Source organism: Actinomadura rugatobispora (assembly GCF_055379765.1).
Genome location: NZ_AP029191.1, coordinates 10,373,661 through 10,387,280, shown reverse-complemented (window position 1 = coordinate 10,387,280; position 13,620 = coordinate 10,373,661). Strand labels below are relative to the sequence as shown.

The 13,620-nt window shown below is 72.1% G+C and carries 12 protein-coding genes; 2 read left to right on the top strand and 10 right to left on the bottom strand.

What is annotated here, in order from left to right:
• Positions 1–17 precede the first annotated feature (17 nt).
• Genes ACZ466_RS46375 through ACZ466_RS46355 form a run of 5 tightly spaced genes read right to left on the bottom strand, consistent with a single transcriptional unit; the run spans position 18 to position 5,046 of the window.
• Entirely contained in the window at positions 18–779 is a 762-nt protein-coding gene (locus ACZ466_RS46375) for a sugar phosphate isomerase/epimerase family protein (protein WP_464041968.1), read from the bottom strand.
• A 1-nt stretch (position 780) separates the two neighbouring features.
• Positions 781–1,782: a TIGR03621 family F420-dependent LLM class oxidoreductase gene (locus ACZ466_RS46370; RefSeq protein ID WP_378279381.1), complete on the bottom strand. Its 1,002-nt coding sequence runs from the start codon at positions 1,780–1,782 to the stop codon at positions 781–783.
• Positions 1,779–2,975 (bottom strand): DUF1214 domain-containing protein, encoded by a 1,197-nt coding sequence (locus ACZ466_RS46365; RefSeq protein WP_378279379.1) that lies wholly within the window; start codon positions 2,973–2,975, stop codon positions 1,779–1,781. Before ACZ466_RS46365 ends, ACZ466_RS46370 begins: the two co-directional genes overlap by 4 nt.
• A 5-nt stretch (positions 2,976–2,980) precedes the next feature.
• Positions 2,981–4,123: a sulfotransferase family protein gene (locus ACZ466_RS46360; protein WP_378279377.1), complete on the bottom strand. Its 1,143-nt coding sequence runs from the start codon at positions 4,121–4,123 to the stop codon at positions 2,981–2,983.
• Positions 4,124–4,128: 5 nt separating this feature from the next.
• The gene (locus ACZ466_RS46355) at positions 4,129–5,046 is read right to left on the bottom strand and encodes an NAD-dependent epimerase/dehydratase family protein (protein WP_378279375.1); all 918 of its coding nucleotides are present in this window, start codon (positions 5,044–5,046) and stop codon (positions 4,129–4,131) included.
• 85 nt (positions 5,047–5,131) lie between these two features.
• Between ACZ466_RS46355 and ACZ466_RS46350 the strand changes: the two genes are divergently transcribed.
• Together ACZ466_RS46350 and ACZ466_RS46345 are read left to right on the top strand one after the other, a co-directional pair.
• Complete coding sequence (locus tag ACZ466_RS46350) at positions 5,132–6,034, top strand: acyl-CoA thioesterase (RefSeq protein ID WP_378279373.1); 903 nt, start codon at positions 5,132–5,134, stop codon at positions 6,032–6,034.
• A 20-nt stretch (positions 6,035–6,054) separates the two neighbouring features.
• On the top strand, positions 6,055–6,630 hold the full coding sequence (locus ACZ466_RS46345; protein WP_378279371.1) for a VOC family protein: 576 nt from the start codon (positions 6,055–6,057) through the stop codon (positions 6,628–6,630).
• A 23-nt stretch (positions 6,631–6,653) separates the two neighbouring features.
• On the opposite strand, the gene ACZ466_RS46340 is transcribed toward ACZ466_RS46345, so the two are convergent.
• The 5 genes from ACZ466_RS46340 to ACZ466_RS46320 form a co-directional block, all read right to left on the bottom strand.
• Positions 6,654–7,322 carry a GntR family transcriptional regulator gene (locus ACZ466_RS46340; RefSeq protein WP_378279369.1) on the bottom strand — a complete coding sequence of 223 codons (669 nt, stop codon included), beginning with the start codon at positions 7,320–7,322 and terminating at the stop codon, positions 6,654–6,656.
• A gap of 143 nt (positions 7,323–7,465) precedes the next feature.
• Entirely contained in the window at positions 7,466–9,391 is a 1,926-nt protein-coding gene (gene cysN / locus ACZ466_RS46335) for a sulfate adenylyltransferase subunit CysN (RefSeq protein WP_378279367.1), read from the bottom strand.
• Positions 9,391–10,290: a sulfate adenylyltransferase subunit CysD gene (gene cysD, locus ACZ466_RS46330; RefSeq protein ID WP_378279365.1), complete on the bottom strand. Its 900-nt coding sequence runs from the start codon at positions 10,288–10,290 to the stop codon at positions 9,391–9,393. The genes cysN and cysD overlap by 1 nt, the downstream gene beginning before the upstream one ends.
• A gap of 741 nt (positions 10,291–11,031) precedes the next feature.
• Complete coding sequence (locus ACZ466_RS46325; protein WP_378279363.1) at positions 11,032–12,399, bottom strand: NtaA/DmoA family FMN-dependent monooxygenase; 1,368 nt, start codon at positions 12,397–12,399, stop codon at positions 11,032–11,034.
• Positions 12,396–13,502, bottom strand: coding sequence for an LLM class flavin-dependent oxidoreductase (locus ACZ466_RS46320; protein WP_378279361.1), 1,107 nt, complete (start codon positions 13,500–13,502; stop codon positions 12,396–12,398). The genes ACZ466_RS46325 and ACZ466_RS46320 overlap by 4 nt, the downstream gene beginning before the upstream one ends.
• Positions 13,503–13,620: the final 118 nt, after the last annotated feature.

The window sequence follows — 13,620 nt, the reverse complement described above, 5'->3', positions numbered from 1 at the left end:
CCTGGTTCCACGGGGGCTCATCGCCAGTACCGGACGGTGGTCTCGAAGGCCAGTCTCGAGAATTCGGGGACGGGGAGCTCGCGCAGCCGGGCGTTGAGCACCTCGACGCTCACCAGACCCGACCAGCCCCGCTCCAGCAGGGTCGAGGCGAACCGGTCGAGCTCGAAGGTCCCGTCGCCGGGCATGACGCGGCGGTGCATCGTCTCCTTCATCGCGCCGTCCGACACCGCGGGCGGGGCGTCGTCGAACTGGACGTAGGCGATCCGGTCGAGCGGCACCCGCTCCAGCTGCTCCCAGGTGCCGTCCCCGCGGAAGAAGTGCCAGGAGTCGATCAGCACCCCGGCCCTGGCGGCGCCGGCGGCCTCGACCACGTCCAGGGCGGCGGAGATCGAGGTGACCGCGCCGAGCGGGCTGAACTCGACCGCCATTCCCGTGCCGGCCTCGGCGAGCACCTCCGCGCATCGCCGGATCAGCGGGGCGGTGGTTCCGTCCAGCGGCACTGTGAACGTGGTCAGCACCCACGGCGCCTTCACGGCCGCCGCCGCCTCGGCGAGCCGGCGCGTGTGGCGCAGCGTGGACTCCTCGTCGCCGGTCACCACCAGGGCCAGCACCTCGTGGCACCGCAATCCGGCATCGGCCAGTGCCCTCGCGCAGGCGGCATCGGCATGCCGGGCGAGCATTCCGACGGCGGAGAAACCGGCGCCGGCGGCCGCCGCGGCAAGGCCCGCGCCGTCGACGTCCCACGTGCCGTCCGGGGTCAGCGCGAAATCGATCGTCATGTCACCGCCCCGACAGCCGTTCGATGACCGGTGCCAGCGATTCGGGCCTCGCCCCGATCGGGGCCATGAGATAGCTGATCCCGAAGCGCTCCCGGGTCAGCAGGAGTCTCTCGCACACCTCGTCCAGCGTCCCGATCGCGAGCAGCGGCGAGGCGCGGAGCTCGTCCCGGGACGGGACCGCGTCGCCGAGCCGCCGGCCGAACCGCTGGAAGAAGACCTCGAAACGCTCGTCCGGGTCGTCGGTGATCGCCAGCTCCAGCAGCTGGGCGCCCAGTTCGATGTCGTCGAAGCGGTCCCCGGCGGCCTCCCGGATCCAGCCGATCCGCTCCTCGTAGGCGTCCGCGGTGAACGGGCGCGGCCCGCCCGCTCCGGCTCCCGTCGATCCGGTGCCCGCTCCCCCGAGAGGGCGGGGCAGGATCTGCACGATGTCGGCCTGGCGACCGGCGGCCGACAGCAGCCCGCGGCCGCCGCCGCCGATCATGATCGGCGGGTGCGGGCGCTGCACCGGCTTCGGCGTCCCGTCCAAGGCCGCGATGGTGACGTGCTTCCCGCCGAAGGTGAAGGGGCCCTCGGCGAACAGCCCCTTGAGGACGGCGACGACCTCCTCGAGCCGCTCGATCCGCGCCGGCGCCGAGTCGAAGGCGATGCCGGCCTGCTCGTACTCGGCACGCATCCAGCCGGCGCCGATCCCGATCTCCAGCCGGCCCTCGGACAGCACGTCCAGCGTGGCCAGTTCCTTGGCGAGCACGGCGGGGTGCCGGAAGTCCTGGTTCAGGACGGTCTGGGTGACCCGCACGGTGCTCGTCGCGTCGGCGACCGCCTGCAGGGCGAGCAGCGGGGCGAACGGCATCGTGAAATGGTCGGGCAGGGCGAAGGTCGCGTAGCCGAGCCGCTCGATGGTCCTGCCCGCCTCGACGAGCGCGGCGCGGTCGGGAAGCCTGCCCGGGCCGGCGCAGAACCGGAACGGCCGGACGGCGGCCGCGGCACGCCCGCTCCGCCTCACCAGATCCGCCGGAGCTGCGCGCCCTCACGCCGGGCGCGCAGCTGCTCCCGCCGCTCGGCCGGCGTCAGGACGGGCGTGCCGGACGGCAGGTGCTCGCGCACCTCGGCGAAGGGGACCCTGGTGACCGTGGCCTCCGGGTACGCGTTCGCCCGGTAGAAGCGCATCTGGATGATGCCCCAGCGGAAGTCCGCCTTGTCCAGCCAGTTGTGCACGCCCGGGTCCTGCTTGGAGATGACGACGCGGAGCGTGCCGTCGCCGTCGACGCGCGCCTGCAGGTCGTTGAGGCTCGACTGGCGATTCACCCAGTCGACGGTGGCGAAGCGGTCGTCGGCGACGAGGATCTGCCAGTAGTGGCACCGCTCGGGGAGGGGCACCTCGACGATCAGGGCCTCGTCGTCGCCGATCTCGTGGATCCCGTCGTAGTACGCCTGCTTCGCCAGCCCGCCCACATCCTCGATCCACTGGGAGCGCAGCAGGACGTTGATCCCGTGGTGCTCCCTGTAGTAGCGGACCAGCAGCATGTCGAACTCGATCATTCCCTGGATCCACACCGCCATGTCGGAGAAGCGGCGGGCGATCTCCTCGGGCGTCATGTCCTCGCCCGGATCGTCCAGGCGGTTGACCGCGACCCGGGCGTCCTCCTCGTGCTTCCAGTCGCACGAGCACTTGCGCATCAGCAGCCGCCGGGTGCGCGGGTCGAGCGGCCACCAGTCGCCGGTGTGGCCCTCGGGCCGCTCGGCGCTGACGATGACGCTGAAGTAGCCGTCGTCGCCGAGGGTGAGCTCGTCGAGGTCGTTGGTGACGCGCAGCGGCGGTCCGGTGCGCGGCTCGGTCAGGAGCTTCGGGGTGGTCATCTCCGGTTCCTGCTGCGTGATCTCCACGAAGCGGGTCGTCCCGCGGTACCCCGAGATCTGGTAGACGCCTTCCGGGTCGACCTCGATCATCGAGTACACGTAGTCGGGGTTGGGGCCGCCCTGGTTGCACGCGTAGTTCCACAGCGGCATGAACACGGGGCGGCGGGCGTCGGTGTACACCCGGCACATGTACCCGCAGGCGAGGATCGAGAGCGCGAGCTTGTTCATGTCCTGCACCTCGGCCTCGGTCGCGCCGTCCGGGCGCCAGGTGGCGAGGAGGTCGTCCACCACGCCTTCGAGGGCCTGCATCTGGTCGGACCAGGTCGGGAGTTCGCTCATCTTCGTCAGCCCTCCAGCGCGACGTCGAACCGGCGGATGTAGGCGTCGTAGTCGGAACGGATCTGACCGGTGCTGAGGCCGAACCGCTCGGCGGTGTACCGGTGGGTGCCGTGGGCGCCGACGCGGTTGGCCTCCTGCCAGTCGCGGATCGACTCCTCGACGGGCGGCGTGAGCTCCATGCCGAGCCAGTCGTACACGTCGCGGACGGTGCCCATGGGGTCGGCGATCAGCCGCCGGTGGTGGACGTCCAGGAACCGGTCCTCGCCGATGCGGGAGCGCGCTCCGATGGCGTGTTCCATGCCGATCCGCAGGTGGTCGCAGATCTCCCGGCCCAGCCTGGCCAGATCGCGCTCGCCGTCGGCGGGCGGGGTGATCGAGGAGACCAGGCTCGCGTACGACGGCACCACCTTGGCCGGGTCCCGGTGGGTCATGACGAAGCGGATGTCCGGATAGGCCGCCGCGAGCGCCTCCAGGTGGAACTTGTGGTGCGGTGCCTTGAACAGCCACAGGTCCGGCGGGCGGCGCGACCCCAGGAGCTTCACCACGCGCCGGTGGTAGCGGTAGGTCTCGGTGAGGTCGGCCTCCCGCCACCAGTCGCGGTAGCCGGGCACCGGCAGCACCATCTGCTGGCCGTGGAAGGCCATCCCGAGGAGGTCGGTGTCCTCCATCGTGGCGTCGAGCTCGAAGATGTGCATCGCGCGGTGCTCGGCCGACTGGTTCTCCCAGTCCCTGGCGAACTTCACGCGCCGCGGGTCGGCGGCCTCGTTCTCGCGGACCGGGGGCGGGCAGGGTCTGGCCTGCTCCCAGCCCCGCAGGCAGCGGAACCGGGGGTCGAGGGAGAGCATGTCGGCGAGCGCGGTCGTGCCCGTCCGCGGCAGGCCGTTGATGTCGACGGGGCCGCGCACGGCGACGTCCTCGACCTCGGGGTGCCCGGCGTACCACGCCTCGACCTCGAGCCGGTTGACCAGCCGCCTGCGGAAGTCCCCGATCACCTGCGCGTCGGCCTCCGGGCAGAGGTCGCCGTCGCGTTCCAGGCTGCCGAGCAGGACCTCGAGGCCCTCGCGGAAGTCCCCGGGGCCGAAGTCGGAACGACCGGCTTCCTCGATCGCCTCGGCCATCAGCCGTTCGGCCGTCGGATAGCGTCCCATCGGCCTCAGCCCGCCTTGACGCGGTCGGGGTAGAAGCGGGCGGCCATGCGGCGGAACCCGTCCCGCCAGTGCACCCGGCACGGACCGGTGATCGAGGACCGCCTGGTGTGGTCGCCGACGGAGCCGATCGACGCGCCGGGCACGGGCTCGACCACCACCTCGGCCTCGGTGCCGAGCAGCTCGGTGAAGTACGCCGACCACTGCTGCACGCTCACGGCCTCGTCCCCGGCCCAATTCACGATCGCGGCCGGCACGCCCGCCGCGTCGAGCAGCGGCTCCAGCTGGGCGCCGATGTCGTCGTCGTGGATCGGCGTGTAGGGCAGCGGATCCCAGCGGGCCGTCACCTTCTGACCCGCGGCGATGGCGTGCAGGTAGGAGGCGGGGAGGCCGCCGCGGTCGCCGTAGGCGCTGCCCATGCGGGCGATCGTGACGGGGAGGTCGAACGCCCGGGCGCAGTAGCGCGCCACGGCCTCTTCGGCGATCTTACCGATCGAGTACGGCTTCGGATGCGGCAGCCCGGCGTCGCCCAGCGGGTCGTCCTCGGCGAAGGGGTGCCAGGGATCGGGGTGCGGCTTGTACACGGTGACCGTCGACATCACCAGGGCGGCCTTCGCGCGGCGGCAGTGCGCGAGCAGGAGCCCCGTGCCCTCCGCGTTCACCCGCAGGGCCCGCTCGTAGTCGTCGCCGAAGTCGGCGGCGATGTGCAGGAGGTAGGTGAAGTCGGACGGAAGGTCGCCGAAGTCGCCGCCGCCGATGTCGACGGCGCGGGTCGTCACCCCCAGCGCCTCGACCTCCGCGCGGGTCGCGGGGTCGCCGAAGCGGGCGATCCCCCAGACCTCGTTCGCGGCGGCGAGGGACCGGGCGAGGCCGAACGCGATACGCCCGGCGGGCCCGGTCACCAGGATCTTCTCACCGCTCAGCATGGGACCACCGGACGAGACCACCGCATGAGACCGCCTTTGATCTTTGAGCTTTGATCTTTGATCCAACTTGCGCCACAATAACAGGGTGCTCACCGATATCGGCAACCCCCTCGGGCCGGCGATCCTCGCCTCGCTCGACGGCATCCTCGCGGCGCTGCGGCTGCGACCGGCCGGAGACGACAGGTTCCGGGTGCCGTCCGAGCCCGGACGGTTACAGGACCGCGTCTTCGGCGGTCAGCTCCTCGCGCAGGCGCTGCTCGCGGCGGACGCGACGGTGTCCGGGAAGGCCCCGCACTCCCTGCACGCCGCCTTCGTCGAGGCCGGCGCACCCGGCCGTACGGTCGACCTGGCGGTGGAGCGCGTGCGCGACGGGCGGTCGGTGTCGACTCGCCGGGTGACGGTGCTCCAGGAGGACCGGCCGCGGCTGGTCGCGATCGTCTCCTTCCACGCCGGCGCCACCGAGCCGGACGTCCACGCCGCGCCACCCGACGTTCCGCGCCCGGAGGAACTACCGCTGCTCCAGCACTGGGCACAGGCACTCCCCGCCGAGCAGCGGGAGGCGGGCCGCAGCTGGATCGACCGGCCGCCTCCCCTGGAGATGCGCATCGGCGAGGCGCCGACCTTCCTCGGAGGCGCCTCGGCGGACGGGCCCCGGTCGCACTGGATGCGGCTCCCGCGCGACATCGGCGACGACCGGGCGCTGCACTCCGCGCTCCTCGCCTACGCCAGCGACTTCCTTCTCATGGACATGGCCTTCCGCTCCCACCCCGGCGGGACCGGGGTGGGCAGGCTCACCGGCTACAGCCTCGATCACGCCCTCTGGCTCCACCGGCCGGTCCACTTCGACCGCTGGCACCTCCACACGCAGGAGACGATCGCCCTCACCGGCGACCGCGGCCTCACGCGAGGCGCCATCCACGACTCCGACGGGCGTCTCGTGGCGAGCGTGACGCAGGAGGTACTCGTCCGGCCCCTGACGGCACGATGAACGGGACAGGTCACGACGCGATGGGCGAAACGGCGCACCCACTGTTCGACCAGGATTGGCCGGAGGGCGAATACCGGTTCTTCCAGCTCGGCTTCCTCGTCGACGATCTCCTGGACGCCGCGGCGACGTGGGCCCGCGTCTTCGGCGTCGGCCCCTTCCACGTCCTGCCGGTCGTCGACCAGCACGCGACGTACCGCGGGAAAGCGGCGACGGTGACCCTCCAGGTCGCGGTGGCGCAGGCGGGTCCGGTGCAGATCGAACTCGTCCGGCAGCACTGCGACCGCCCCAGCATCTTCCGGGAATGGCACCGCGGCCGGGTCTCCGGGCTCCACCAGCTGTGCACCGTGACCGAGGACTACGAGGGCAAGAGGGCGCACTACGAGCGGCTGGGCTACGAACTCGCCGCAGAGAGCGACAACGGGAGCTTCCGCGTCGCCTACTTCGACACCGCCGCCGACTTCGGCTTCTTCACCGAGGTGGTCGAGCACACGCCGGGCTTCCTCGTGCGGCTGGACCGCATCGCGCGGACCTGCGCGGCGTGGGACGGCACCGACCCCGTCCGCCTGCTCACACGCGACGGCTACCGGGTCCCCTGAAGCACGTCCGGCGCCGCCAGTGATCAGGCGCCGCTGAGGACGCCGCGCCGCTCGAGTTCCGCCACGACCCGCCTGCCGGCGTCCCGGAAGTCCTCCAGCCGGTGCCGGGCCGCCTCCTCGCCGTCGCCGGCGACGATGGCGCGCACCACGAGGTCGTGCGCCTCGACGGTCCTGGCGTGGCTGCGGCCCGCGCCGACCCGGAACGCCTGGGGCAGGTATCCGTGGTAGGAGCGCAGTTCGGCGCGCAGCCGGCGCGACCCGCCGGCCCGCTGCTCCAGCGTGATGATCTGCTGCACCAGCTCGAAGACGCGGTCCCGGTCCTCGGGGTCGGCCGAGCGCAGCTCCTCGACGAGGCCCTGGAGGGCGGCGATGGTCTCGGTGTCCTGCTTCTCGGCGAGCCGGCGCACCGCGATGCCGCTCAGCACCCCCATGATCTCGAAGTCGTCCATGATCGACTCGGCGTCGAAGGGTTCGACGTAGACGCCGCGGTGGTACTTGGTCGAGACGATCCCGTCCCGTTCGAGCATCACGATCGCCTCGCGGACGGGGAGGCGGCTGACGCCGAGCGCCTCGCAGACCTCGTCCAGGTCGATCCGGTCACCCGACTTGAGCCTTCCCTCGAAGAGCTCCTCGAGCACGTAGTCGACGACGACAGCACGTGTCTTCGTTCGAACGAGACGGCGCTGTTGCACGTTCGCAGTTGCCTTCCACTCGCACACCCCGAGGGTGCTGGGCGGTTACGGCGGACAGCTGTCATCGTAGCGGGCCGGGTGACACGCCGGCCTGCGCCTTTCCCGGTCGCGATCAAGGAGTCGTGCCGGGGACGGCGGCACCCTCAGCGGTCGTCCGCGGGCGGTTGGAGCAGCCCGGCGCGGCGGAGGTGCTCGACGACGAGGCCGGCGTTGTCCTCGGCCGGCACCGTCCCGCCGGCGTCGAGGCGCAGCTCCGGCGCCTCGGGCGCTTCGTACGGCGAGTCGATGCCGGTGAAGTTCACGAGCTCGCCGCGGCGTGCCTTGGCGTACAGGCCCTTGCGATCACGGCCCTCGGCGACCTCGAGCGGGGCGTCGACGTGCACCTCGACGAACTCGCCGTCCCCGAGCAGCTCGCGGGCCAGCCGGCGCTCGGCGCGGAACGGGGAGATGAACGAGGCGAGCACGATCACCCCCGCGTCGACCAGCAGCCTGCACACCTCGGCGACCCGGCGGACGTTCTCGACCCGGTCGGCGTCGGTGAAGCCGAGGTCCTTGTTGAGCCCGTGGCGCACGTTGTCGCCGTCGAGCAGGTAGGTGTGGAACCCCTGCTCGTGGAGCCTGCGCTCGACCAGGTTGGCGATGGTGGACTTCCCGGCGCCGGACAGGCCGGTGAACCAGACGAGGGCCGGCCTCTGGCCCTTGATCCGGGCGCGGGACCGCTTGTCGACGTCGACCGCCTGCCAGTGGACGTTGTGCGCGCGGCGGAGCGCGAAGTCGATGAGCCCCGCGCCCACCGTGTCGTTGGTGAAGCGGTCGATGAGGACGAAGCCGCCCATGTCGCGGTCGTCGGCATAGGGGTCGAAGGCGATCGGCCGGTCGAGATTGATGGTCGCGACGCCGATCTCGTTCAGTTCGAGCGTCTTGGCGGCGGTGCGTTCGAGGGTGTTGACGTTGACGCGGTACTTCGGGCGCGCGATGCTCGCGCCGGTGGTGCGGGTGCCCATCTTGAGCAGGTAGGGGCGGCCGGGCAGCATCGGCCGCTCGCTCATCCAGACCAGATGGCACTCGAACTGGTCCGCGACGGCGGGCGGGTCCGTGGCGGCGGCGATGACGTCGCCGCGGCTGGCGTCGACCTCGTCGGCGAGGGTCAGCGTCACCGACCGCCCCGCGGCGGCCTCGTCGAGATCGCCGTCGTAGGTCACGATGCGCGCGACCGTCGACTCGCGGCCCGAGGGCAGCACCCGGACCCGGTCCCCGGTGCGGACGGCGCCGCCCAGGACCCGGCCGGAGAAGCCGCGGAAGTCCAGGTCGGGCCGGTTGACCCACTGCACCGGCATCCGGAACGGACGGCCCTTGGGCTCGTCGTCGATGACGACGGTCTCCAGATGGCCGACGAGCGTGGGGCCGTCGTACCAGGGCGTGTTGGGGCTGGGCTCGGTGACGTTGTCACCGCGCAGGGCGGACATCGGGACGCAGGTGATGTCGGTCAGCCCGATGCTCGCGGCGAAGCCGCGGTAGTCCGCCTCGATGGCCTCGAAGACCTGCCGCGAGTAGCCCTCCAGGTCGAGCTTGTTGACCGCGAGGACGACCTGGCGGATGCCGAGCAGCGAGACGAGGTAGCTGTGGCGGCGGGTCTGGGTCAGCACGCCCTTGCGCGCGTCGACGAGGATCACGGCGAGGTCCGCGGTGGAGGCGCCCGTGACCATGTTGCGCGTGTACTGCTCGTGGCCGGGGGTGTCGGCCACGATGAACTTGCGCTTCCCGGTGGAGAAGAACCGGTAGGCGACGTCGATGGTGATGCCCTGCTCGCGCTCGGCGGCGAGACCGTCGACGAGCAGGGCGAAGTCGAGCTCGCCGCCCTGGGTGCCGACCTTCCTGGAGTCGGCCTCCAAGGCGGAGAGCTGGTCTTCGAAGACCAGCTTGGAGTCGTAGAGGAGCCGCCCGATCAGCGTGCTCTTGCCGTCGTCGACGCTGCCGCAGGTGATGAACCGCAGCATGGACTTGCGCTCGTGCTGCGCCAGGTAGGACTCGATGTCGCCCGCGATGAGGTCGGAGCTGGCGTGCGCCATCAGAAGTAGCCCTCCTGCTTCTTCTTCTCCATCGACCCGGCCGAGTCGTGGTCGATGGCGCGGCCCTGGCGTTCCGACGTCGTGGTCAGCAGCATCTCCTGGATGATCTCGGGAAGCGTCGACGCGGTGCTCTCGACGGCACCGCTGAGCGGGTAGCAGCCGAGGGTGCGGAAGCGGACGCTGCGCATCCGGGGCTCCTCGCCCGGGTGCAGGCGCATGCGGTCGTCGTCGGCCATCACCAGCATCCCGTCGCGCTCGACGACCGGGCGGGGCTCGGCGTAGTAGAGCGGGACGATCGGGATGCCCTCCTTGTAGATGTACTGCCAGACGTCGAGTTCGGTCCAGTCCGACAGCGGGAAGACGCGCACGCTCTCCCCCGGGTGCTTGCGCGCGTTGTAGAGGCGCCACAGCTCCGGCCGCTGGGCCTTGGGGTCCCAGCGGTGCCGGTCCGAGCGGAAGGAGAAGACCCGCTCCTTCGCGCGCGACTTCTCCTCGTCCCGGCGCGCCCCGCCGAAGGCGAGGTCGAAACGGTGCAGGTCCAGCGCCTGTTTGAGCCCCTCGGTCTTCCACATGTCGGTGTGCAGCGCGGAGCCGTGGTCGAAGGGGTTGATGCCGCGCTCCAGGCACTCGGGGTTCTGGTGCACCAGCAGCTCCAGATCCAGCTCGGCCACCGTGGAGTCGCGGAAGTCGTACATCGCCCTGAACTTCCACGTCGTGTCGACGTGGAGCAGGGGGAACGGGGGCTTCGACGGGTGGAACGCCTTCATCGCCAGGTGCAGCATCACCGAGCTGTCCTTGCCGACCGAGTACAGCATCACCGGGCGCTCGGACTCGGCCGCGGCCTCGCGGAGGATCTGGATGCTCTCCGCCTCCAGCCGCTGCAGGTGGGTCAGCCGCATCGTGTTCGTCCGTGATCAGGCATGTCGCGAGTGTTCCCTTCTCCGCACCTCGGGGGAGCCCCGGCCCATCCCGAGCAAGGTAACAGATCAAAGATCAAAGATCCATGGACGCGCTACCGCCTGGTGGCGCCGCTGGGCTCACCGGGACGTGAAGCCCAGCTCGCCCGGGTTCATCGCGCCCGAGCGGCTGCGCGATGAGCCCGCCGGACCGGCGTCGGACCTGTGGTCGCCGGCCGCGCTCGGTGCGGCCCTCGCCGGGGAGGTCCCGTCGCCCGTCCGGGCGGGAGCGCCAGCGCTGCTGCTCGGGCGGCTGCTGGACAAGGATCCCGCGACGCGCATCGGAGGCCGGGGCCGCGCTGCGCCGCACCGCGGCGGGCGCCGTGGCGGCGAGCGTTCCCTTCACGCGCGGCCACGGCGCCGATCCCGAGGCCGACGGGCGGCCGTGGATCGTGATGGAGCTGCTGTCGGGCCGGTCCACGCGGGCCGCACGCCGTTCGCCAGGTCGACGGCGATGGGCGTGCTGGGCGCGGTAAGGACCCTGCCGACCGTCTCACCACCGCGCAGGCTCGGCGCGAGCTGGCCGGGCCCGCCACCCGGCCGCGTGGTGGCGGGACCTCCGGCGAGCGGACGTTCCGGGATTACGAGGCCGTCGTGGTCCTCCGTACCGGCAACCTGGTGTTATGGACGGCCGCCGCCCTGCGCACCGGATGCCCGGTGGCCTGAACGGCGGGCGGCACGTCCTCAAACGACCGGCGGCAGCCCGAGGTGTTCGCGCAGGGTCGTGCCCTCGTAGTGCGTACGGTACGCACCGCGCTCCTGCAGTTCCGGGACGAGCTTGTCGACGATCTCCTCCAACTGGGACGGGATCAGATGCGGGCCGATGTTGAACCCGTCCACCGCCCGGGTGCGAACGAACCGCGTCCACTCGTCCGCGACCTGTGACGGCGTGCCGACGAACCCGGAGTGCCGGGGCGCCACCTCGCGGGCCAGTTCCAGCAGCGACAGCCCGCGCTCTTCCGACAGTTCCCGCCAACGGGCGATGGTCCGGAACTTGCCGGTGCGCAGCTCGATCGGGATGGTGCCGCGGGACGGGTCGAGCTCGCCCTCGACGGGGTCGATGCCGGGCAGCGGCCCGTGCGGGTCGTAGCCGGACAGGTCGGTGCCCCAGTACTGCTCGAAGAACGCGATCGCGCGCACTGGTGACATCTGTTCATCGCGCACCCAGCGCGCCTTCTCCTCGGCCTCGCCGGGCGTGTCGCCGAGGATGACGCCCGCGCCGGGCAGGATCCGCACCGCGTCCACCGGGCGGCCGTGCCGGACCAGCCGTTCGCGCAGGTCGGCGGCGTAGGCGGCGGCCTTGGCATAGTCGGTGTTGGCGGAGAACACGACGTCGGCGTGGGCGGCGGCGAGCTCCCGCCCGCCGGCCGAGTCGCCCGCCTGGAACAGCACGGGGCGGCCCTGCCGACCGGCCGGGACGGTCGCCACCGCCCGGAAGTCCACGAGGTCGGTGTGCCGGGCGACCTCGCCGATCGAGCCGGGACGGGCCCAGCTCTTGGCGCCCCCGGAGTCGGCGACGGCGTCCGGCTCCCAGGAGGCCCACAGCGCCTTGGCGGCCTCGACGAACTGGGTCGCCCGCTCGTAGCGGCGTTCGTGCTCCAGCCAGCCGCCGCGCCGGAAGTTCTCCCCCGTCCAGGCGTTGTCGGTGGTGACGATGTTCCAGCCGGCCCGGCCGTCCGACAGCAGGTCCAGGCTCGCCAGCCGGCGGGCGAGGTCGGCGGGGTGGTTGTAGGTGGCGTTCTGGGTGGCGACGAGCCCGATCCGCTCGGTGGCGGCGGCGAGGGCGGACAGCTGCGTGATCGCGTCCGGGCGGCCGGAGATGTCCTGATCGTGGATCCTGCCGCGGTTCTCCCGGACCCGCTGGCCGTCGCCGAGGAAGAACGCGTCGAACAGGCCGCGCTCCAGCAGCCGCGCGACCTCGACGAACGTCTCGATCGCGACGTGGTCGGCGCAGGCCGGATCGGTCCAGATCAGCTGCGGTCCGACGCCGGGGTAGAAGACCCCGAGGTGGACCTGGGCGTTCGGGTCGTAGGGGGCGCCTGTCTCGGTCATCGGGCGGTCACCTCATTCCGCGGCCCGGCCTGTGCGGCGGCGAACCGATTCGCGGGCCGGGGCAGGCCGAGCGCGGCGCGGAGCGTCGCGCCCGGCTCGGGAGGCCGGTGCAGGCCCGCCGCCGCGAGCGCGGGCAGCACCGCACCGGCGAGTACCGGCAGGTCGGCGGCGAGGACGGCGGGACGCAGCCGCACCCCGTCCACAACGTCGGCGAGAGAGGACAGCAGGCGGGTGAGCTCCTCCGCCGTTCCGGTGAACCGGAGCCCACCGCCGTCCGGCCACGGCGTGTCCTCGTCCAGCAGAGCGGCCCGCTCGGCGGCCGTGGCACCGAGGACGACCTCGATCTCGGCGAACACCAGCGGGACGCCGGTCTCCCGGGCGCGTCCGGCCCGCTCCTCGATCGCGCCGGGATCCGGTGCGGCGACCAGAGCGATGTCGGCGCGCCCACCGAGGCCCAGCGTGTCGGGGGCCAGCACCACGACCTGGCCTTGCGGTGGCCGGGGCGTGATCAGCGGGCCCTTGACCGTGAACGTCGCACCCTCGAAGTCGACGTGGTGCACCTTGTCAGCGTCCAGGTAGCGCCCGGACGCTGCGTCCCGGATGACCGCGTCGTCCTCCCAGGAGTCCCAGAGCAGCCGGGACACCTCGACCACGTCGAGCACCTCCCGCCGCAGTGCCTCAGGAGCGGGCGGCTCGGCGCCGATCGTCGCGAACGCGTCCGGGTCGGCGGCGGCGCCCACGATCCATGCCGCACGGCCTCGGCTCGCGTGATCGAGGCTCGCGAGCTGGGTGGCGGTGTGGAAGGGCTCCGTCGTGGTGGCGTGCAGGGTGGGCGCCAGGCCGATCCGGCCGGTGACGGTCGCGGCGAACGCCGCGCGGGTGCCCGCCTCCAGCCGACCCGCGGCGTTCGGGCCGCCGGACGGGGGCAGCGGTCCGTCGTCGAACGTCACCAGCGCGAACCCCGCCCGTTCCGCTTCGGTCACCGTCGCGCGCAGCGCGCTCCCGGTGAACACGGCGCCGGGCGGGCGGCCCGAGTGCCGCCACGCGGCGGGGTGGGCGCCGTCCCCGTCCAGGTCGATGGCGAGGTGCAGAGGCCTGGTCATCCGAGCGTGCCCGGCGCGGTTGCGGATGCCCGAAGGCTCGACGTTCTCACTGAAAGGCTCTCCTCGTCAGCTGCCGACCACACGGCCCACGGCGGGACCCGGCAGGGGTGTCCGCCGA

Excerpts from the sequence above, each read along its gene's own strand:
- ACZ466_RS46320 (WP_378279361.1), bottom strand. The coding sequence starts at position 13,502 with ATGACCAGGCCTCTGCACCTCGCCATCGACCTGGACGGGGACGGCGCC.
- ACZ466_RS46345 (WP_378279371.1), top strand. The coding sequence starts at position 6,055 with ATGGGCGAAACGGCGCACCCACTGTTCGACCAGGATTGGCCGGAGGGC.
- cysD (WP_378279365.1), bottom strand. The coding sequence starts at position 10,290 with ATGCGGCTGACCCACCTGCAGCGGCTGGAGGCGGAGAGCATCCAGATC.
- ACZ466_RS46355 (WP_378279375.1), bottom strand. The coding sequence starts at position 5,046 with ATGCTGAGCGGTGAGAAGATCCTGGTGACCGGGCCCGCCGGGCGTATC.
- ACZ466_RS46375 (WP_464041968.1), bottom strand. The coding sequence starts at position 779 with ATGACGATCGATTTCGCGCTGACCCCGGACGGCACGTGGGACGTCGAC.
- ACZ466_RS46365 (WP_378279379.1), bottom strand. The coding sequence starts at position 2,975 with ATGAGCGAACTCCCGACCTGGTCCGACCAGATGCAGGCCCTCGAAGGC.
- cysN (WP_378279367.1), bottom strand. The coding sequence starts at position 9,391 with ATGGCGCACGCCAGCTCCGACCTCATCGCGGGCGACATCGAGTCCTAC.
- ACZ466_RS46360 (WP_378279377.1), bottom strand. The coding sequence starts at position 4,123 with ATGGGACGCTATCCGACGGCCGAACGGCTGATGGCCGAGGCGATCGAG.
- ACZ466_RS46325 (WP_378279363.1), bottom strand. The coding sequence starts at position 12,399 with ATGACCGAGACAGGCGCCCCCTACGACCCGAACGCCCAGGTCCACCTC.